Origin of the sequence: Weizmannia sp. FSL W8-0401 (genome assembly GCF_038009125.1) — a bacterium.
Classification (GTDB): domain Bacteria; phylum Bacillota; class Bacilli; order Bacillales; family Bacillaceae_C; genus Weizmannia; species Weizmannia coagulans.
Map to the genome: position 1 here is coordinate 110,412 of NZ_JBBPAG010000001.1, position 19,128 is coordinate 129,539.

A 19,128-nucleotide genomic window follows, 5' to 3' on the forward strand; every position below is an offset into this window, starting at 1 on the left:
GAGGTGAGTATGCTGTGATTTGCCAGGAATGCAATGAAAGGCCGGCAACCATGCATTTTACAAAAATTATAAACGGTGTGAAAACGGAATTCCATCTTTGCGAAAAGTGCGCGCAGGAGAAAGGGGAAAAGTTTTCATCGGATTGGGGAAAAAGCTTTTCCTTCGATAATTTGCTCGCGGGCCTTTTTAATTTTGACCCGGCCATCCAACTTTTCAAACAGGAAACAGCGCCTGACCCGGATGTGCTTCGCTGCAGCCATTGCGGGATGACATTGACCCGGTTTTTAAATACGAGCCGGTTAGGCTGCCCGCATTGCTATGAGACGTTTCAGCACCAGCTTGTCCCGATTTTGCAGCGCCTCCACGGCGGCAACGTTGCGCATGAAGGAAAAATACCGGCACGGATTGGCGGTGCCATTTACACAAAGAAGAAACTGCAGGAACTAAAGGCGGCGTTGCAGGAAGCCATCAGCCAGGAAGAATTTGAAAAAGCAGCAGAACTCCGCGATCAAATTCGTGCACTTGAAGGTTCTTCTCAAGCTAAAGGAGGGGAGCAGTAATGTCTTTGGAACATTTTTTGCACGAAGCGTCCAGTTCCTGGATGAACGAGCAGGGGCCTGAATCGGAAATTGTACTGACCTCACGTGTCCGTCTGGCAAGAAATTTAAAAAATTTCCGGTTCCCGTCCTTGTTTAGTACCGAGGAAGCAAGGGAAATTATGAAAATAATCCAGGATATCGCCCGGAATCATTTTCCGGCTGAACTGCAGGTTGAATTTTTAAAAATGGATGAATTAAAACCGCTCGAAAAAAGGGTGCTTGTGGAGAAACACCTGATCAGCCCGCAGCTTGCCGAAGAATCGGGTGACGGGGCAGTTATTTTGTCAAGCGGCGAAGATATTAGTATTATGATAAATGAGGAAGATCATTTACGCATACAATGTCTTTCTCCGGGGCTTCAATTGCATGAAACGCTTCAGAAAGCCAATCAGCTTGATGACCTGATTGAAAATGGGGCCGATTATGCTTTTGATGAAACGCTCGGTTACTTAACCAGCTGCCCGACGAATGTCGGAACAGGCATCCGCGCATCGGCCATGATGCATTTGCCGGGGCTTGTGCTGACACAGCAAATTAAACAAATCATTCCGGCGATTCATCAGCTTGGTTTGGTGGTAAGAGGAATATATGGCGAAGGAAGCGAAGCCATCGGAAATATTTTTCAAATTTCCAACCAGGTGACACTCGGAACATCGGAAGAAAACATTGTCTCAGATTTAACCAGTGTCATCCGGCAGATCATTACACAGGAAAGATCGGCAAGGGAAGCATTGGTGCAGACTTCAAACATACAATTAGAAGACAGGGTTTACCGTTCGCTCGGTGTCCTGCAAAACAGCAGGATCATTGAAACAAAAGAAGCGGCCCGTTGTTTGTCCGATGTCCGGCTGGGAATTGATCTGGGCTATATTCAAAACATTTCGAAACAAATTTTAAATGAATTGATGATTTTAATGCAGCCAGGATTTTTACAGCTTTATGCCGGAAGAGCGCTCAGCCCGTATGAAAGGGATATCCGGAGGGCTACACTGATAAGAGAACGTTTGAGGCTTGAGGAGACCAAATGAACAGGAGGAATGACAGATGATGTTTGGAAGATTTACAGAGAGAGCCCAGAAAGTGCTGGCCCTTTCCCAGGAAGAAGCAATCCGCCTGAAACATAACAATATCGGAACGGAACATATTTTGCTCGGACTTGTCCGCGAAGGGGAAGGCATCGCAGCAAAAGCGCTGTACGGCCTGGGTTTAAGCGCCGAAAAAATCCAGGAAGAAGTGGAAACCCTGATCGGGAACGGCCAGGAAATTTCCCAAACGATCCACTACACGCCAAGGGCCAAAAAAGTGATTGAACTGTCAATGGATGAAGCGAGAAAACTCGGGCACTCCTATGTTGGAACGGAACATATTCTCCTCGGGCTGATCCGTGAAGGTGAAGGCGTTGCGGCACGTGTGCTGACAAATCTCGGCGTCAGCTTAAATAAAGCAAGGCAGCAGGTGCTCCAATTATTGGGCAACAGTGAAGCATCCGTGCAGGGCGGTTCGGCGGCCAGCGTCAGCACACCGACACTGGACAGCCTGGCCCGCGATTTGACAGCGATCGCACGGGAAGATTCCCTTGATCCGGTAATCGGGCGGAGCAAAGAAATCCAGCGTGTCATTGAAGTGCTGAGCCGGAGGACAAAAAACAACCCTGTCCTGATCGGGGAACCGGGCGTCGGGAAAACGGCCATTGCAGAAGGACTCGCCCAGCAAATTGTCCATAATGAAGTGCCGGAAACCCTACGTGACAAACGGGTCATGACGCTCGATATGGGTACGGTTGTAGCCGGCACAAAATACCGCGGCGAATTTGAAGACCGCCTGAAAAAAGTGATGGATGAAATCCGCCAGGCCGGCAATATCATTCTTTTCATTGATGAACTGCATACTTTAATCGGGGCCGGCGGTGCGGAAGGGGCCATTGATGCCTCCAATATTTTAAAACCGTCGCTTGCCCGCGGCGAACTGCAGTGCATCGGTGCTACGACACTGGATGAATACCGGAAATATATTGAAAAAGACGCGGCACTGGAAAGAAGGTTCCAGCCGATCCAGGTCGATGAGCCGACGATTGATGAGTCGATCCAGATTTTAAAAGGGCTGCGCGACCGCTATGAAGCACACCATCGCGTCTCGATTACCGATGAGGCGATCGAAGCCGCTGTAAAACTTTCGGACCGCTATATCGCAGACCGGTTCCTGCCGGATAAAGCGATTGACTTAATTGATGAAGCCGGATCGAAAGTGCGCCTCCGTTCCTTTACAACGCCGCCGAATTTGAAAGAGTTGGAATTGAAACTGGAAGAGGTGCGCAAGGAAAAAGATGCAGCCGTCCAGAGCCAGGAATTTGAAAAAGCGGCTGCGTTAAGGGATACCGAACAGAAACTGCGCGAACAGCTGGAGGAAACGAAGAAAAGCTGGAAGGCAAAACAAGGCCGGGAAAACAGCGAAGTCACAGTCGATGATATAGCGCTTGTTGTTTCGAGCTGGACGGGAGTTCCAGTGACGAAACTGGCGCAAACCGAAACGGAAAGGCTTTTGCACCTTGAAGAAATCCTTCATTCCCGTGTGATCGGGCAGGAAGAAGCGGTGCTTGCTGTGGCAAAAGCAGTCCGCCGTGCACGGGCAGGATTAAAAGATCCGAAACGCCCGATCGGTTCCTTCATTTTCCTCGGGCCGACAGGGGTCGGAAAAACAGAACTGGCGCGTGCGCTTGCGGAAGCGATGTTCGGCGATGAAGACGCTATGATCCGGATTGATATGTCCGAATACATGGAGAAACATTCGACTTCCCGCCTCGTAGGTTCGCCGCCTGGATATGTCGGTTTTGAAGAAGGCGGCCAACTGACGGAAAAGGTACGGAGAAAACCGTATTCGGTTGTGCTGCTTGATGAAATTGAAAAAGCGCATCCGGACGTTTTCAACATTTTGCTTCAGGTGCTGGATGACGGCCGCCTGACCGATTCCAAGGGCCGCACGGTTGATTTCAGCAATACGATTGTCATCATGACATCGAATGTCGGCGCAGATGCTTTAAAACGCAACAAGAGCGTCGGCTTCACCATTCAGGATACCGTCGAGGCCGATTATAAAGACATGAAGGACAAAGTGCTCGAGGAACTGAAAAAAGCGTTCCGGCCTGAGTTTTTGAACCGTGTTGATGAAACCATTGTGTTCCATTCGCTCGAGAAGAAACATTTGAACGAAATTGTCACATTGATGGCGAAAGAATTGTCGGACCGGTTAAAAGAGCATCATATCGAACTTGTGCTGACGGATGCCGCAAAGGAAAAAGTGGCGGAAAAAGGCTACGATCCTGAATACGGCGCGCGGCCGCTGCGCAGATCGATTCAGAAAAACATCGAAGACCGCCTTTCGGAAGAAATGCTGAAAGGCAATATAAAAGAAGGGCAAAAGGTATTGGTCGATGTAAAAGACGGCGAATTTACTTTTGCCAGTGTGGCGGAGTCGGAAGCTGTATCGTCCAATTCTTAATGCCGGAAGCAGGAAGGGTACAATGGTATTGGAGATTGTACCCTTTTTTTCACATAGCGGTTTCTTATACGATTTTAATTAAATTTCAAGATACTTTGTTTACACTTATACACATAGATATTAGGGAAAGGGGTTTAAGATGGCAAAAAAAACCGTGAAGTTTGTTTGCCAGAACTGCGGCTACGAGTCGCCAAAATGGATGGGAAAGTGCCCGCAATGCAACCAGTGGAACCAGATGGTGGAGGAAGCGGAGGCGCCAAAAAGGAGGGGCTTTTTTTTACATCCTGAGCCCGGAAATGAAACCAAAGCGGCGCCTATTACGTCTATAGAGTCTAAAGAAGAAAAAAGGACGAAAGTGGATTTTGGCGAGCTGAATCGTGTCCTCGGAGGCGGCATTGTTGCCGGGTCACTTGTTTTGATCGGCGGGGATCCCGGGATCGGCAAATCAACCCTGCTTTTGCAAGTGTCATCACAACTGGCAAAGCACGGGTTAAATGTACTGTATATCTCCGGGGAGGAATCGGCGAAACAGACGAAATTAAGGGCAGACCGGTTAAACATCCATACCGACCATCTTTATGTGCTGCCGGAAACGGACCTTTCCGTGATCCAGCAGGCGATAGATGAACTGAACCCCGGCTTTGTTATCATTGATTCCATCCAGACGATTTACCATCCGGAAATCCAGTCTGCGCCGGGCAGTGTGTCGCAAGTGAGGGAAACGACTGCACAGCTGATGCGGACGGCAAAAACAAAAAATGTGGCCATCTTCATTGTCGGCCACGTGACAAAAGAAGGCTCCATTGCCGGCCCGCGCGTGCTTGAACATATGGTGGATACGGTCCTGTATTTTGAAGGTGAACGCCATAATGCCTACCGGATATTAAGGGCGGTCAAAAACCGCTTTGGCTCGACCAATGAAATTGCGATTTTGGAAATGAAAGAATCCGGTTTGGAAGAAGTCCAGAACCCTTCCGAAATTTTTCTGGAAGAACGGACAAAAGGTGCAGCCGGTTCTACCGTGGTTGCTTCCATTGAGGGGACGCGCCCGGTGCTTGTCGAGATCCAGGCGCTTTTGGCTCCGACGTTTTTCAATATGCCGCGGCGGATGGCATCCGGGATTGATTATAACCGTGTCACGCTGATTATGGCGGTGCTTGAAAAACGGGCCGGCCTTTTGATTCAGAACCAGGATGCATATTTAAAAGTTGCCGGCGGCCTGAAAGTGGATGAACCGGCAGTGGATTTGGCAGTTGCCGTCAGCGTGGCATCCAGTTTCCGCGACAAGCCGACAAATGCGGATGACTGCATTATCGGAGAAGTCGGGCTGACGGGGGAAGTCAGGCGGGTGTCCCGCATTGAGCAGCGCGTCCAGGAAGCGGCAAAGCTCGGTTTCCGGCGGGCGATCATTCCGAAAAATAATATGGGTGGGTGGACGCCGCCAAAGGAGATTCAAGTGATCGGCGTCGCTACCATCCAGGAAGCTTTAAAAGCGGCACTCGGAGGATGAGACGGGGAACAAACTTCCGTGCCTTCTTGTGTTCTTTGGATCAGTGCGTGAAGGAACCGGGAAGTGAAGGCAAACGTGGGAAAAAACGGAACCCGCTGGATAAGCAAACAACTGCCGCGAATCCGCGTTTGCAGGATCCGTTATGATGTAAAGGCAGAAAAGACAACGGCTGGCAGGATACAAATTTTAAAAGAAAGCAGGGGATGTGCATGAAGCCTGAAAATGCCCGGAGAAAACCGCGGCGATTAAACGGCTCGGCAGGGAAAAATAATACGAAGGCAAACGTTTTAAACCATATTTTTTGTTTATAATGTATAAAGGAGGTGAACATGTTGTTAAGACGGCTTATACAAATTTGTTTGGTGCTGATTGGCGGCACGCTCGGTGTTTTCCTGCTGCCTGATTTTTACAAACTTGTGAATGTGGATTATGTGTTAATCAAAAACCCGTATGTTTCAGCGCTGTTGGGGGCTATTATCTTTTATCTTATTACTTTCTGGTCCATTCATTATATCGTTGATTTTGTCGATTGGTTTGAGGATTCACTGGTAAAAGTCCCGATGACGGAAATTTTTTCCGGAACCTTTGGCCTTGTGCTGGGCCTGATTATTGCTTATCTGGCAAGCATTCCGGTCCGGGGAATTCCGATTGTCAATACAATCGTGTCGATTACGCTTACGGTATTGCTCGGTTATATCGGATTCCAGGTCGGTTTTAAGAAAAGAGAAGAAATTTTCAATTTGTTTTTTAGCCGGCAGCACAGACGGAAAGGCGGGACAGAGCAAGGAGGGCATCCGCAGCCTGGAAAACAGGTGAAGATTCTTGATACAAGCGTTGTTATCGACGGGCGGATTGCGGATATTTGCCAGACCGGTTTTCTTGACGGCCCGATTGTGATTCCGCTCTTTGTGCTTGAAGAATTGCAGCATATTGCCGATTCTTCGGATGCCTTGAAAAGAAACCGGGGCCGGCGCGGGCTTGATATCTTAAACCGGATACAGAATGAACTGCCGATCGAAGTGCAAATGTACGAAGGCGATTTTGAAGATATCCAGGAAGTGGACAGCAAGCTCATTAAACTGGCAAAATTGATGAACGGGATTGTCGTGACAAATGATTACAATTTAAATAAAGTGTGTGAATTCCAGAAAGTCAAAGTGCTCAATATCAATGACCTTGCCAACGCCGTAAAACCGGTTGTGCTCCCCGGCGAAGAACTCAATGTCCAGCTCATTAAAGACGGGAAAGAGCATCACCAGGGGATTGCCTATTTGGATGACGGCACGATGATTGTTGTCGAAGAAGGCAAAAATTACATTGGCAAACGCATTGATGTGCTTGTGACAAGCGTCCTGCAGACTTCAGCGGGCCGGATGATTTTTGCCAAGCCGAAGCTGCTCGAAAAAGCGTTATAATGGAGATGGAACACCCGCGGCCCGGGCCGCGGGAGGTTTAAACGCGATGCCGGGGGAGATTGGATTTGACAGATTATGAGGTGATTATACCGGCAGCCGGATCGGGGAAACGGATGGGCGCAGGGTTCAACAAATTATTTCTTGAACTGAACAAGCGCCCGGTCATTGCTTTTACAGCAGAAGTTTTTTTGGCTGATCCGTCCTGCAAAAAGTTGATACTTCCCGTGCAGCCGCATGATTTGGAAGAGATGAAGCGTATTTTGCCCCGCTCGGAAAAAATAGTATTCGCCCGCGGCGGTTCTGAACGGCAATATAGCGTGCGGAACGGGCTGGAACTTGCCGGAAGCTGCAGCGTCATTCTTGTCCATGACGGTGCAAGGCCGTTTATCAGCACCGGATTCATTGCAGCACTGGCGGCAATGGCCGGGGAGAAAGGGGCGGCGATAGCGGCTGTCCCGGTAAAAGACACGATCAAAAGAGCAAAAGACCAGATTGTAACCGAGACGATTGAGCGGAGCAGCTTGTGGCAGATCCAAACGCCACAAGCTTTTCGCACGTCTGTCTTGAAAAATGCGCATAAAGCGGCGGAACGGGACGGCTTTCTCGGAACGGATGAAGCCTCGCTGGTCGAACGGATCGGCCATGCTGTACATATTGTGCCGGGAAGTTATGATAATATTAAAATTACGACACCGGAAGACCTTTATTTTGCAGAAGCGATTTTAAAAAAGCAGGGGGGAGGATGAAGATGTTCAGGATCGGACAAGGCTTTGATGTGCACCGGTTCGGGGAGGGGCGTCCCCTGATGATCGGGGGAGTTGAAATTCCGTATGAAAAAGGTTTGCTCGGCCACTCCGACGCGGATGTGTTGCTTCATGCCGTAGCGGACGCCTGCCTCGGGGCCATTGGGGAAGGGGATATCGGCCGGCATTTTCCGGATACAGATGCGGCATTTAAAGATGCGGATTCTGCGGCGCTTTTGGCGCATGTTTTTCGGCTTGTGAAACAAAAAGGGTACAAGCTCGGCAATCTTGATTGCACGATTATTGCCCAAAAGCCGAAAATGGCGCCCTATATCGGGAAAATGCGGGAAACGATCGCGCGCATTTTGGAAGCAGAGAACGGGCAGGTCAATGTCAAGGCGACCACGACGGAAAAACTCGGCTTTGCCGGGCGTGAAGAAGGCATTGCTGCGCAGGCGGCAGTACTGCTGGAGCAGGCTTAACCGGTATGGCTGCATGGTGCTGGAACAAGCCGGGCAGTTTAGGGCGCGTACTGCCTGCAGGAACCTTTTAACCGGTGTATGGCAGCAGATGTTTCGTCGAAAATGGTGTAACGGAGCCGGGCGGCTGTTTACGGGAACCCGTTTTTCGCTGGAACAAGTATAGTTGGGGTATAGCTGCAAAAGAGTGGGCGCGATCGGGACAAGCCAGGCGGTTTAGGTCCCGTAATGCTGCTGGAACAAGCATAACAGCAGAGATTTTGCCTGCAAGATGTGTGATTAACATCACGTAAAACATCTTTCATCCGCCGGGCCGGAACGAGCCACCGGTTTACGGCTTTTTCAGACGGTGATACAATAAAATAAGGCAAAAAGCGACAATTTAAAGGAGAATCGACATGGCAAACGAAATCAGAGTACGGTACGCTCCGAGCCCGACCGGTTTTTTGCATATCGGGAATGCCCGTACCGCATTATTCAATTATTTATTTGCGCGCAGCAAAGGTGGAAAGTTCATTATCCGGATTGAAGATACCGACCAGAAGCGGAATGTGGAAGGCGGCGTGGAAAGCCAGCTGAAATATTTGAAATGGCTCGGTATCGACTGGGACGAAAGCATTGATGTCGGCGGCGAATACGGGCCTTACCGCCAGTCGGAACGCCTCGATATTTATAAAAAATATTATGAAGAGCTGCTTGACCGCGGGCTGGCTTATAAATGCTATTGTACGGAAGAAGAACTGGAAGCCGAACGTGAAGCCCAGCTTGCACGCGGGGAAATGCCGCGTTATTCCGGGAAATGCCGCCATCTGACAGAAGAAGACAGGAAGCGGCTTGAAGCGGAAGGCCGGAAACCGAGCCTCCGTTTCCATGTTCCGGAAGGCAAAGTGTATACGTTCAACGATATCGTAAAAGGCGAAGTATCTTTTGAATCGGACGGAATCGGCGACTTTGTCATCGTTAAAAAAGACGGGATGCCGACTTATAATTTTGCGGTTGCGATCGATGATCATTTAATGAAAATTTCCCACGTGCTCCGGGGGGACGACCATATTTCCAACACGCCGAAACAGCTGATGATTTATGAAGCATTCGGTTTTGAACCGCCGGTATTCGGCCACATGACGCTGATTGTCAATGAGCACCGGAAAAAACTGAGCAAACGCGACGGAAGCATCATCCAGTTTATTGAGCAGTACGCGGAACTCGGTTATTTGCCGGAAGCGTTGTTTAATTTTATTGCCATGCTCGGCTGGTCACCGAAGGGCGAGGAAGAAATTTTTTCGCGGGAAGAATTCATCCAGATTTTTGACCCCGAACGGCTGTCGAAATCGCCCGCTTTGTTTGACCGCCAAAAATTGGCATGGATGAACAACCAGTATATGAAAAAGCTCGATCTGGATAAAGTTGTGGAGCTTGCGTTGCCGCATCTTGTAAAAGCAGGGCTCGTCCCGGAAAACCGGACACCTGAAGAAGAACAATGGGTGCGCAAACTCATCTCCCTCTATCAGGAACAAATGAGCTACGGCGCGGAAATTGTCGAGCTGTCGAAACCGCTCTTCTTTACGGATGAAATCACATATGACGACGAAGCAAAAGCGATTTTGTCGGAAGAACACGTTCCGGAAGTGCTCCGTGCATTCCTTGAAGAACTGGACAGGATCGAACCATTTGAAGCAGGCGAAATAAAAAAAGGAATCAAAGCGGTGCAAAAAGCAACCGGGCAAAAGGGGAAAAAGCTGTTTATGCCGATCCGTGTTGCCGTTAGCGGCCAGACACACGGCCCGGAACTGCAAAGCCTGATCGAACTGCTCGGCAGAGAAAAAGTGAAGAAACGCCTTGAAAGAATCACGGGTTAACATTTTTGCGAAAATAGGATATGATATGGTTAAAATGGATGTGTGAAAAAGCGTTGAGAAGGAGAAGTAGGAAGAGGACGCTTCAAAGAGAAAACCATCGCCGGCTGAAAGTGGTTTAAGCCCCTCCTTTTCTGAAATGCACCTTCGAGCCTGTATCTGAACGCGCTCGCCAGTAGGATGCGGCGGGGCCGCCCGTTAACAGGGAAAGTTGGGCAGCGGGCAAGGCCTGCCGCCAAACAGAGTGGAACCGCGCGATCAAGAAGCGTCTCTGTCCGTTGCAGAGGCGCTTCTTTTTTAAATGGCAGGCTCCGTTAAAGAAAAGATCGGTGCCGATCCGGCTGATGGAAATGCAAAGCGAAAGAAATTTTATAACCGGACAGGGAATGGGAAAGAAACAAACGAAAGGGGAGTAGCACATGTTTAAGCGGTTGAAGGAAGACATTGAAGTGGTTTTTGATCAGGATCCGGCAGCACGGACGTATTTTGAAGTGATCTTGACTTACTCCGGTCTTCACGCCATCTGGGCACACCGGATTGCGCACTTTTTTTATAAAAAGAAAATGTTTTTTATCGCCCGGGTGATTTCGCAGCTCAGCCGCTTCTTTACCGGAATTGAAATCCATCCCGGTGCAAAAATCGGCAGGCGGTTTTTCATCGACCACGGCATGGGGGTAGTGATCGGGGAAACGTGCGAAATCGGCGATAACGTGACGGTTTACCAGGGCGTTACGCTCGGCGGCACCGGAAAGGAAAAGGGCAAGCGCCATCCGACGATTAAAGACAATGCGTTAATCGCAAGCGGGGCGAAAGTTTTAGGTTCGATTACGATTGGGGAAAATGCAAAAATAGGGGCAGGTTCTGTCGTATTAAAGGATGTCCCGCCCAATTCGACAGTGGTCGGCATTCCGGGCAGGGTCGTCGTCCAGGACGGCGTCAAAATCAAAAAAGATTTAAAACATAATGAGCTGCCTGACCCTGTTGCGGACCGCCTGAACAGCATGCAGCAGGAAATCGAGGCTTTGCGGTCGGAATTAGAACAACTGAGAAAGGAAGGAGCAAGAACGTATGAGCATTCAGATATATAATACGTTAACAAGAAAGAAGGAGCCGTTTATCCCGCTTGAAGAGGGGAAAGTGAAAATGTATGTATGCGGCCCGACTGTCTATAATTATATCCATATTGGAAATGCGCGGCCGGCGATCGTATTTGACACGGTCCGGCGCTATTTGGAGTTTCGGGGTTATGATGTCCATTATGTGTCGAATTTCACCGATGTGGATGATAGACTCATTAAAGCCGCGAAAGAACTCGGGGAAGAAGTGCCGGTGATCAGCGAGCGTTTTATTCAGGCCTATTTTGAAGATATTGATGCGCTCGGTTGCAGCCATGCGGACGTCCATCCGCGCGTGACGGAAAATATGGATACGATCATTGCGTTTATTGAAAAATTAATTGAAAAAGGTCATGCCTACGAATCAGACGGTGATGTTTACTACCGCACGAGAAGTTTTCCGGATTACGGTAAATTGTCCCATCAATCTATTGACGAATTGAAATCGGGTGCGAGAATTGAAGTAGGGGAAAAGAAAGAAGACGCCCTTGATTTTGCCCTTTGGAAAGCGGCAAAAGCGGGGGAAATCTCCTGGGACAGCCCGTGGGGGAAAGGCCGGCCGGGATGGCATATTGAATGCTCGGCCATGGCAAGAAAATATCTTGGCGATACGATTGACATCCACGCGGGCGGGCAGGACCTGACTTTTCCGCACCACGAAAATGAAATTGCCCAGTCAGAAGCTTTGACAGGCAAACCGTTTGCTCGTTACTGGCTGCATAACGGCTATATCAATATTGATAATGAAAAAATGTCGAAATCGCTCGGAAACTTTGTGCTTGTCCATGACATCATCAAACGGCATGATCCGCAAGTTTTGCGCTTTTTCATGCTGTCGGTGCATTACCGCCATCCGATCAACTATAGCGAGGAACTGCTTGCCAATGCGAAGGCAGGGCTTGAACGGATCAAGACGTCGTACCAAAATGTAAAGCACCGGCTCGAATCCAGTGCAAATCTGGCGGAAGATGGTGAAAAATGGCTGGAACAGGTCCGTTCGCTCCATCGCCAGTTTATCGGGGCGATGGACGATGACTTCAATACGGCAAACGGCATTTCTGTTTTGTTCGAACTGTCGAAGCAGGCCAATTATTACTTGCGGGGGAAAAATACGACAGAAACCGTTCTCCGGGCATTTATAAAAGAGTTCGAAACGATTGCCGGCGTGCTCGGCCTGAAACTCGAGGAAGAAGCGCTTTTGGACGAAGAAATTGAAGCGCTGATTGAAAAACGGAATGAAGCAAGAAAGGCGCGTAATTTCCAACTGGCTGATGAAATCCGCGACAAGCTGAAAAGCATGAATATCATTCTGGAAGATACGCCCCAAGGGGTGAGATGGAGACGCTTATGACGGTCACCCTTGATCCGAAACAATTGAACAGCCTTGCGCTTGCCTATATGGGGGATGCGGTATATGAAGAATATATCCGGCACCATGTCCTTTTGCAGGGAAAAACGAAGCCAAACCGCCTCCACCGGGAAGCGATCCGCTTTGTTTCAGCGAAGGCGCAGGCTCAAGTTTTAAAACAGATGATGAACGAAGAGCTTTTAACAGAAGAGGAAACCGCTGTTGTCCGGCGCGGCAGAAATGCGAAGTCGGGCACGGTTCCGAAAAATACGGATGTCCAGACATACCGGCACAGCACTGCATTCGAAGCGCTGATCGGCTACCATTATTTGTCCGGCAGCCGGGAGCGGATGGAAGCGCTGATTGAAAAAGCAATTGGCATTGTCGAAGGCCAGAAAGGAGGGGTGCGCTGATGGACCAGGAGTATATTGCAGGCAAAAACCCGGTGCTGGAAGCATTAAGAGCGGGCCGGGAAATCAACAAAATCTGGATTGCGGAAGGTTCACAAAAAGGCGCCATGAAGCAGGTGATGGAGCTTGCAAGGGAAAGAAAAGTGGCCGTCCAATTTGTCCCGAAGAAAAGGATTGACCGGGTGGCGGATGGGGCGCATCAGGGCGTACTGGCACTCGTTGCCGCTTACCGGTATGCAGAAACAGGCGATATGTTCAAGCTTGCCAAAGAGCGGAATGAGCACCCGTTTATCCTGATTCTTGATGAATTGGAGGATCCGCATAATCTTGGCTCGATTTTACGGACGGCCGATGCGGTCGGCGCACACGGCGTCATTATTCCGAAAAGGCGCTCGGTCGCATTAACAGCAACGGTGGCGAAAGCTTCAACCGGCGCGATTGAACATATCCCGGTGGCGCGGGTAACAAACCTTTCGCAAACGATTGTCGGCTTAAAGCAGCAAGGGTTGTGGATTGCGGGAACCGATGCTTCCGGGACGACCGATTACCGGCAAATGGATGCGGATCTGCCGCTCGGCCTTGTCATCGGCAGTGAAGGCAGGGGAATGAGCAGGATCGTAAAAGAAGCATGCGACTTTCTGATCCGCCTTCCGATGGCAGGGCATGTGACTTCGCTCAATGCGTCCGTTGCTGCCGGCCTGCTCATGTATGAGGTTTACAGGAAGCGCCATCCGCTTGGTGAATAAAATGAATATTTTGCTGGTGGACGGCTATAACATCATTGGCGCCTGGCCGGAACTGCAAAAATTGAAACAAAAAGACCTTGGCGCCGCCAGAGACCGGCTTGTTGAGATCATGGCGGAATACCAGGGCTATACGGATGACAAAGTCATCGTCGTTTTTGATGCTTACGGGGTGAAAGGCCTGGAAAAAAAGTACCGCTATCACAAAGTGGAAGTCATTTTTACAAAAGAAAATGAAACGGCAGATGAACGGATTGAAAAAATGGCCATTAAACTGAACAACATCCGCACGCAGATTTATGTGGCCACATCCGATTTTACTGAGCAGTGGCAAATATTCGGCCAGGGCGCTTTAAGAATTTCAGCACGCGAACTGTTGACCAAAGTGGAAGTGATTGAACAAAAGATTAAAAGAAATGTAAAATCAATTCAAGAGGAAAAGCCGGCAACAAGAATACCGTTAAGCCAGGAGGTCATGGAAATTTTCGAAAAATTACGCAGGGGGAAAGGATGAGCGGTTGACGATTGAAAATTCTGTACTGTATAATAGCTTTTATCGAATGCTCATGGGGGGATACAGGTGAACCTGAACATTGAGGCAGCATATGAAGAAAGATATGGCACGATGCAGGACGAAGAGTTGGTTGAACGGATACACAACGGCGAAAGCGAAGCGCTGGATTACTTGATCCAAAAATACAGAAACTTTGTCAGGGCAAAAGCGCGTTCTTACTTTATCATCGGGGCCGACCGCGAGGATATTATCCAGGAAGGCATGATCGGGCTGTATAAGGCCATACGCGACTACAGAGAGGACAAGCTCACGTCTTTCAGGGCTTTTGCTGAATTATGCATCAACCGGCAAATGATTACCGCAATTAAGACTGCCACCCGCCAAAAGCACATACCGCTTAATTCTTACATTTCCCTGGACAAGCCAATTTATGATGAAGAATCCGACCGTACGTTGATGGATGTCATCACCGGCGCGAAAATTTCCAATCCTGAAGAATTGATTTTAATCCGCGAAAAATATGTCCATATAGAAGTAAAAGTATCCGAGCTGTTAAGCGATCTGGAAAGAAAAGTGCTCGCCCTTTACCTGGACGGGCAGTCCTACCAGGAAATTTCAGAAGAATTGAACCGCCATGTAAAATCAATTGATAACGCTTTACAACGCGTCAAAAAGAAGCTGGAGCGCCTGTTGGAAAGGAGGGAGCTGACTTACTGAAAAGGTGTTGTAAGCCGTATTTCCGCCAGGCCGTTTTTCCCGGATGCAAGTGCGGCATTAAGGCGTACAAAAAGCTATCTTTCAATGCCTGGTATTCAATGCTTTCGGGAAAAACCCGGCACATCCCTTCTTCAGCTACTGATTGACACAAGCTTTCTGCCGTGTTATGTTGATTTGTAGGATTTTATGTTTTGATACGATACCGGTACGGAACCGGCGGCGCCCAAAAGACTCTCCCGGTTTTCCGGGAGAGGTTCTTTACAGCGGCAGGTTCCGTTAACACCGTAAGACCATAAGACAGCTGGTGATGAGATGCAGAAAAAAATGGTACTTGCCTGTTCGGTTTGCGGTTCGCGCAATTACACGACCACAACGGGCAACGGAAAGGCTGAAAGAATGGAATTAAAGAAGTTTTGCAAGCACTGCAACGAACACACCATCCACCGCGGCACAAAATAACAACGAACATGAACTTACTTGGAGGTCTTAAATACATGTCCATCACAAAATTTTTTCGTAATGTAGCTTCCGAAATGCGAAAAGTCAGCTGGCCGGGGCGCAAAGAGCTGGTCAAATACACGATTACAGTCCTTGTAACGGTTGCTTTCCTGACATTGTTCTTTATTGTCATCGATCTCGGCATTTCCGCAGTGATCCGGTGGGCTGAAAACTCATTGTAAAATGATCATTTTACACTTGAATATCCAATGATAAAACATGGTATAATGGGAGTATCATAAGCAACGACTCAAACCCGGTTAGCGGGTTTTTTCATTTGCCCAAAAAATCAAAAGACCAACAGGGAGGGACGGACATCAAGTCCTATTAGATGGAAAAAAACTGGTATGTTGTCCATACGTATTCAGGCTATGAAAATAAAGTCAAAACCAATTTGGAAAAGCGCGTGGAATCAATGGGGATGCAGGATAAAATTTTCCGGGTAGTGGTACCGGAAGAAGAAGAACTTGAAGTGAAAAATGAGAAGAAAAAAGTGGTGAAACGAAAAGTTTTCCCGGGCTATGTCCTGGTGGAAATGGTGATGACGGATGATTCCTGGTATGTCGTCCGGAACACGCCGGGCGTCACCGGTTTTGTCGGGTCGTCGGGAGGCGGTTCCAAGCCGACGCCGCTTTTGCCTGAAGAAATTAATACCATCTTGAAACGGATGGGCATGGAAGAAAAACGGGCCGATGTTGACTTTGAAATCGGCGAGACGGTGACGGTAAAAGAAGGGCCGTTTGCGAATTTTGCCGGCAAGATTGTGGAAATGGACCGCGACAAAGGTAGGGCAAAAGTCATGGTCAATATGTTCGGGCGGGATACACCGGTAGAACTCGTTTTTGAACAAATTGATAAAATATAACGGGATAAAACTTGAAATCCATGTGCTGAGATGTTAATATGTTATAAGTCAGTATGTTCTTTGCGGATGGCCCGCCTGACCGGGCACCCGCGCGAACAGACACGATGCAATCACATGATTCTTATGATACACTCGTGACGCGGGTCATGAGATGAATTGGATTCGGATAAGGCTTGCCTTTTCGGCACGCCAATTGTCCGGCTAACCGCAGGAACTTGCGGGGATAGCCTGCGTAGACAGCGGAGCATGTTTCGGTGTCTGCAGGAAGCTCGCGGCTTCAGCCGTGGGGGGTTCAATCAAACAGATGAGTGGGAGGGCTCAGCCCCTGTTACCACATCACGGACTTAAGGAGGTGTGTCTCGTGGCTAAAAAAGTAGTAAAAATTGTTAAATTGCAGATTCCTGCCGGTAAAGCAAACCCTGCACCGCCTGTTGGTCCTGCACTGGGCCAGGCCGGCGTCAATATTATGGGATTTTGTAAAGAATTCAACGCTCGTACTGCAGATCAGGCAGGCTTGATTATACCTGTTGAAATCACGGTGTTTGAAGATCGTTCATTTACATTCATCACAAAAACCCCGCCAGCTGCAGTTCTGCTGAAAAAAGCAGCCGGCATTGAATCCGGTTCTGGCGAGCCGAACCGTACAAAAGTGGCAACTGTGAAGCGTGACAAAGTGCGTGAAATCGCAGAAACAAAAATGCCTGACTTAAATGCGGCAAGTGTTGAAGCGGCAATGCGCATGGTGGAAGGCACGGCGCGCAGCATGGGGATTACGATCGAAGACTAATCCATGCAGTACTGGTTATGTCCAACGGGGTTGCGATGCGATACTGGCTCGCAACCTTTTTCGTGGGAGGTTATTCCGTTAAAACCACATTCGAGGAGGAAATACAAATGGCGAAAAAAGGAAAAAAATATGTTGACGCTTTGAAACTCGTTGACCGTTCCAAAGCTTACCCGGTTCAGGAAGCCATTGAACTGGTGAAAAAAACAAGTTTTACAAAATTTGATGCAACAGTTGAAGCTGCATTCCGCCTCGGCGTTGACCCGAAAAAAGCGGACCAGCAAATCCGCGGTGCTGTCGTGCTTCCAAACGGAACAGGGAAAACCCAGCGCGTGCTTGTTTTTGCAAAAGGCGAAAAAGCAAAAGAAGCGGAAGCAGCCGGTGCGGATTATGTCGGCGATACAGACTACGTCAACAAAATCCAGCAGGGCTGGTTTGATTTTGATGTCATCGTGGCAACGCCGGATATGATGGGCGAAGTTGGTAAACTCGGGCGCATCCTTGGGCCTAGAGGATTAATGCCGAACCCGAAAACCGGCACGGTAACATTTGATGTGACAAAAGCGGTCCAGGACATTAAAGCCGGTAAAGTCGAATATCGTGTTGACAAAGCGGGCAATGTCCATGCCCCGATCGGGAAAGCCTCTTTTGAACCGGAAAAGTTGGTTGAAAACCTGTCAACCTTGTTTGACACATTGATGAAAGCAAAACCGTCAGCTGCAAAAGGCACTTACATGAAGAATGTTTCTGTCACATCGACCATGGGGCCTGGCATCAAAGTAGACCCGTCTTCTTTTGTGGCAGCAAAATAATGATTTGACATGCTGCCTGCGGGCTGCTATAATGAAGAACGGTTTTAAAAAGTAAACATTTGTACCGTAGACAGCAGGTGCCGGAGGGCTTAATTTCCTGCCGAGGTAATGCGTATAAATCCGGGGGCGCCTTAAGGCCTCCGCATGCATGAAACCTCCATGTCTCGGGATATGGAGGTTTTGTTTTGGTATAAATGTTCATCAAGAATATCTGTAGGAGGTGTCAAGATGGGCAGTGCAATTGAACAAAAGAAACAACTGGTGGATGAAATCACCGATAAATTCAAATCAAGTACAGCCGTTGTGGTTGTCGATTACCGCGGTTTAAACGTGGCTGAAGTAACTGAGCTGCGTAAACAGCTGCGCGAAGCGGGCGTTGAATTTAAAGTGTATAAAAACACGATGACGCGCCGTGCTGTAGAAGCAGCCGGGATGGACGGATTGAACAGCGCGCTGACCGGCCCGAATGCGATCGCATTCAGTACGGAAGACGTGGTTGCGCCTGCGAGAATCCTTAATGATTTCGCAAAAGACCACGAAGCTTTGGAAATCAAAGCAGGTGTCATTGAAGGCAATGTTGCAACCGTTGATGAAATCAAAGCACTCGCAACGCTTCCTTCACGCGAAGGCCTGCTTTCCATGCTTCTCAGCGTACTGCAGGCGCCAATCCGCAACTTTGCTCTTGCTGCAAAAGCAGTCGCAGATCAAAAAGAAGAACAAAGCGCATAAGTTTTACGGAATATACTTTAAAAAATATCTTGTAGGAGGATATGAAAATGACGAAAGAAGAAATCATCTCTGCTGTCAAAGAAATGACAGTGCTTGAATTGAACGATCTTGTGAAAGCCATTGAAGAAGAATTCGGCGTAACCGCTGCTGCACCGGTTGCTGTTGCTGGCGGCGCTGCAGGCGGGGAAGCTGCTGCAGAAAAAACGGAATTTGATGTTGTGCTGACTGAAGCCGGCGCACAAAAAATCAAAGTCATCAAAGTTGTCCGCGAAATCACAGGTCTTGGCCTTAAAGAAGCAAAAGAACTTGTTGACAATGCTCCAAAACCGCTTAAAGAAGGCGTAGCGAAAGAAGAAGCCGAAGAAATTAAAGCGAAACTTGAAGAAGTTGGAGCCGGCGTAGAAGTGAAGTAAGGCCCTTTTTAAAGAAAAAGCCCGCATTTGGCGGGCTTTTTTCAACATCTCTTCTTCCTGAATCCTCCAAGAAAGAGTGGGAC

General features: G+C 48.7%; 21 protein-coding genes and 2 other annotated features. All 21 genes read left to right on the top strand.

Annotated elements, in window-relative coordinates; translation table 11 throughout:
* Positions 1 to 14: 14 nt before the first annotated feature.
* The 21 genes from NSU00_RS00560 (at position 15) to rplL (ending at position 19,045) form a co-directional block, all read left to right on the top strand.
* Entirely contained in the window at positions 15 to 560 is a 546-nt protein-coding gene (locus NSU00_RS00560; protein WP_017551242.1) for a UvrB/UvrC motif-containing protein, read from the top strand.
* The gene (locus tag NSU00_RS00565; protein WP_017553279.1) at positions 560 to 1,627 is read left to right on the top strand and encodes a protein arginine kinase; all 1,068 of its coding nucleotides are present in this window, start codon (positions 560 to 562) and stop codon (positions 1,625 to 1,627) included. The genes NSU00_RS00560 and NSU00_RS00565 overlap by 1 nt, the downstream gene beginning before the upstream one ends.
* A gap of 16 nt (positions 1,628 to 1,643) precedes the next feature.
* Positions 1,644 to 4,094: an ATP-dependent protease ATP-binding subunit ClpC gene (gene clpC, locus NSU00_RS00570; protein WP_013858051.1), complete on the top strand. Its 2,451-nt coding sequence runs from the start codon at positions 1,644 to 1,646 to the stop codon at positions 4,092 to 4,094.
* Positions 4,095 to 4,233: 139 nt separating this feature from the next.
* Positions 4,234 to 5,604, top strand: a complete 1,371-nt coding sequence (radA, locus tag NSU00_RS00575) for a DNA repair protein RadA (RefSeq protein ID WP_017551240.1) — start codon at positions 4,234 to 4,236, stop codon at positions 5,602 to 5,604.
* Between the two features lie 329 nt (positions 5,605 to 5,933).
* Positions 5,934 to 7,019, top strand: a complete 1,086-nt coding sequence (locus NSU00_RS00580) for a PIN/TRAM domain-containing protein (RefSeq protein ID WP_104851066.1) — start codon at positions 5,934 to 5,936, stop codon at positions 7,017 to 7,019.
* Positions 7,020 to 7,084: 65 nt separating this feature from the next.
* Positions 7,085 to 7,765: a 2-C-methyl-D-erythritol 4-phosphate cytidylyltransferase gene (gene ispD, locus NSU00_RS00585; protein ID WP_017551237.1), complete on the top strand. Its 681-nt coding sequence runs from the start codon at positions 7,085 to 7,087 to the stop codon at positions 7,763 to 7,765.
* Between the two features lie 2 nt (positions 7,766 to 7,767).
* Entirely contained in the window at positions 7,768 to 8,244 is a 477-nt protein-coding gene (gene ispF / locus NSU00_RS00590; protein WP_019722060.1) for a 2-C-methyl-D-erythritol 2,4-cyclodiphosphate synthase, read from the top strand.
* Positions 8,245 to 8,639: 395 nt separating this feature from the next.
* Positions 8,640 to 10,100, top strand: a complete 1,461-nt coding sequence (gene gltX, locus NSU00_RS00595) for a glutamate--tRNA ligase (protein ID WP_013858056.1) — start codon at positions 8,640 to 8,642, stop codon at positions 10,098 to 10,100.
* A gap of 44 nt (positions 10,101 to 10,144) precedes the next feature.
* Positions 10,145 to 10,373: a binding site (T-box leader), on the top strand.
* Between the two features lie 143 nt (positions 10,374 to 10,516).
* Complete coding sequence (gene cysE, locus NSU00_RS00600; RefSeq protein WP_017553269.1) at positions 10,517 to 11,185, top strand: serine O-acetyltransferase; 669 nt, start codon at positions 10,517 to 10,519, stop codon at positions 11,183 to 11,185.
* Positions 11,166 to 12,563 carry a cysteine--tRNA ligase gene (cysS, locus tag NSU00_RS00605; protein WP_017553268.1) on the top strand — a complete coding sequence of 466 codons (1,398 nt, stop codon included), beginning with the start codon at positions 11,166 to 11,168 and terminating at the stop codon, positions 12,561 to 12,563. The genes cysE and cysS overlap by 20 nt, the downstream gene beginning before the upstream one ends.
* Entirely contained in the window at positions 12,560 to 12,973 is a 414-nt protein-coding gene (locus tag NSU00_RS00610; RefSeq protein WP_017553267.1) for a Mini-ribonuclease 3, read from the top strand. The genes cysS and NSU00_RS00610 overlap by 4 nt, the downstream gene beginning before the upstream one ends.
* Positions 12,973 to 13,716, top strand: coding sequence for a 23S rRNA (guanosine(2251)-2'-O)-methyltransferase RlmB (gene rlmB / locus NSU00_RS00615; RefSeq protein WP_340703210.1), 744 nt, complete (start codon positions 12,973 to 12,975; stop codon positions 13,714 to 13,716). The genes NSU00_RS00610 and rlmB overlap by 1 nt, the downstream gene beginning before the upstream one ends.
* Position 13,717: 1 nt before the next feature.
* Positions 13,718 to 14,227 carry an NYN domain-containing protein gene (locus NSU00_RS00620; RefSeq protein WP_340703211.1) on the top strand — a complete coding sequence of 170 codons (510 nt, stop codon included), beginning with the start codon at positions 13,718 to 13,720 and terminating at the stop codon, positions 14,225 to 14,227.
* Positions 14,228 to 14,338: 111 nt separating this feature from the next.
* Positions 14,339 to 14,944: an RNA polymerase sporulation sigma factor SigH gene (gene sigH / locus NSU00_RS00625; RefSeq protein ID WP_071452439.1), complete on the top strand. Its 606-nt coding sequence runs from the start codon at positions 14,339 to 14,341 to the stop codon at positions 14,942 to 14,944.
* A 312-nt stretch (positions 14,945 to 15,256) separates the two neighbouring features.
* Entirely contained in the window at positions 15,257 to 15,403 is a 147-nt protein-coding gene (gene rpmG / locus NSU00_RS00630; RefSeq protein WP_017551231.1) for a 50S ribosomal protein L33, read from the top strand.
* Between the two features lie 35 nt (positions 15,404 to 15,438).
* Complete coding sequence (gene secE, locus NSU00_RS00635) at positions 15,439 to 15,624, top strand: preprotein translocase subunit SecE (RefSeq protein WP_017551230.1); 186 nt, start codon at positions 15,439 to 15,441, stop codon at positions 15,622 to 15,624.
* A gap of 149 nt (positions 15,625 to 15,773) precedes the next feature.
* Complete coding sequence (nusG, locus tag NSU00_RS00640; protein ID WP_014096514.1) at positions 15,774 to 16,307, top strand: transcription termination/antitermination protein NusG; 534 nt, start codon at positions 15,774 to 15,776, stop codon at positions 16,305 to 16,307.
* Positions 16,308 to 16,668: 361 nt separating this feature from the next.
* Entirely contained in the window at positions 16,669 to 17,094 is a 426-nt protein-coding gene (gene rplK, locus NSU00_RS00645) for a 50S ribosomal protein L11 (RefSeq protein ID WP_014096513.1), read from the top strand.
* A 107-nt stretch (positions 17,095 to 17,201) separates the two neighbouring features.
* Complete coding sequence (rplA, locus tag NSU00_RS00650; protein ID WP_061565124.1) at positions 17,202 to 17,903, top strand: 50S ribosomal protein L1; 702 nt, start codon at positions 17,202 to 17,204, stop codon at positions 17,901 to 17,903.
* 46 nt (positions 17,904 to 17,949) lie between these two features.
* Positions 17,950 to 18,096, top strand: a sequence feature (ribosomal protein L10 leader region).
* A gap of 35 nt (positions 18,097 to 18,131) precedes the next feature.
* Positions 18,132 to 18,632: a 50S ribosomal protein L10 gene (gene rplJ / locus NSU00_RS00655; RefSeq protein ID WP_013858067.1), complete on the top strand. Its 501-nt coding sequence runs from the start codon at positions 18,132 to 18,134 to the stop codon at positions 18,630 to 18,632.
* A gap of 47 nt (positions 18,633 to 18,679) precedes the next feature.
* Positions 18,680 to 19,045, top strand: coding sequence for a 50S ribosomal protein L7/L12 (gene rplL, locus NSU00_RS00660; protein WP_017551227.1), 366 nt, complete (start codon positions 18,680 to 18,682; stop codon positions 19,043 to 19,045).
* The last annotated feature ends 83 nt before the right edge of the window (positions 19,046 to 19,128 follow it).

What these genes read in the sequence shown, in the direction of transcription:
- NSU00_RS00565 (WP_017553279.1), top strand. Translation starts at nt 560, where the DNA reads ATGTCTTTGGAACATTTTTTGCACGAAGCGTCCAGTTCCTGGATGAAC.
- clpC (WP_013858051.1), top strand. Translation starts at nt 1,644, where the DNA reads ATGATGTTTGGAAGATTTACAGAGAGAGCCCAGAAAGTGCTGGCCCTT.
- radA (WP_017551240.1), top strand. Translation starts at nt 4,234, where the DNA reads ATGGCAAAAAAAACCGTGAAGTTTGTTTGCCAGAACTGCGGCTACGAG.
- NSU00_RS00580 (WP_104851066.1), top strand. Translation starts at nt 5,934, where the DNA reads ATGTTGTTAAGACGGCTTATACAAATTTGTTTGGTGCTGATTGGCGGC.
- ispF (WP_019722060.1), top strand. Translation starts at nt 7,768, where the DNA reads ATGTTCAGGATCGGACAAGGCTTTGATGTGCACCGGTTCGGGGAGGGG.
- gltX (WP_013858056.1), top strand. Translation starts at nt 8,640, where the DNA reads ATGGCAAACGAAATCAGAGTACGGTACGCTCCGAGCCCGACCGGTTTT.
- cysE (WP_017553269.1), top strand. Translation starts at nt 10,517, where the DNA reads ATGTTTAAGCGGTTGAAGGAAGACATTGAAGTGGTTTTTGATCAGGAT.
- cysS (WP_017553268.1), top strand. Translation starts at nt 11,166, where the DNA reads ATGAGCATTCAGATATATAATACGTTAACAAGAAAGAAGGAGCCGTTT.
- NSU00_RS00610 (WP_017553267.1), top strand. Translation starts at nt 12,560, where the DNA reads ATGACGGTCACCCTTGATCCGAAACAATTGAACAGCCTTGCGCTTGCC.
- rlmB (WP_340703210.1), top strand. Translation starts at nt 12,973, where the DNA reads ATGGACCAGGAGTATATTGCAGGCAAAAACCCGGTGCTGGAAGCATTA.
- NSU00_RS00620 (WP_340703211.1), top strand. Translation starts at nt 13,718, where the DNA reads ATGAATATTTTGCTGGTGGACGGCTATAACATCATTGGCGCCTGGCCG.
- sigH (WP_071452439.1), top strand. Translation starts at nt 14,339, where the DNA reads ATGCAGGACGAAGAGTTGGTTGAACGGATACACAACGGCGAAAGCGAA.
- rpmG (WP_017551231.1), top strand. Translation starts at nt 15,257, where the DNA reads ATGCAGAAAAAAATGGTACTTGCCTGTTCGGTTTGCGGTTCGCGCAAT.
- secE (WP_017551230.1), top strand. Translation starts at nt 15,439, where the DNA reads ATGTCCATCACAAAATTTTTTCGTAATGTAGCTTCCGAAATGCGAAAA.
- nusG (WP_014096514.1), top strand. Translation starts at nt 15,774, where the DNA reads ATGGAAAAAAACTGGTATGTTGTCCATACGTATTCAGGCTATGAAAAT.
- rplA (WP_061565124.1), top strand. Translation starts at nt 17,202, where the DNA reads ATGGCGAAAAAAGGAAAAAAATATGTTGACGCTTTGAAACTCGTTGAC.
- rplJ (WP_013858067.1), top strand. Translation starts at nt 18,132, where the DNA reads ATGGGCAGTGCAATTGAACAAAAGAAACAACTGGTGGATGAAATCACC.
- rplL (WP_017551227.1), top strand. Translation starts at nt 18,680, where the DNA reads ATGACGAAAGAAGAAATCATCTCTGCTGTCAAAGAAATGACAGTGCTT.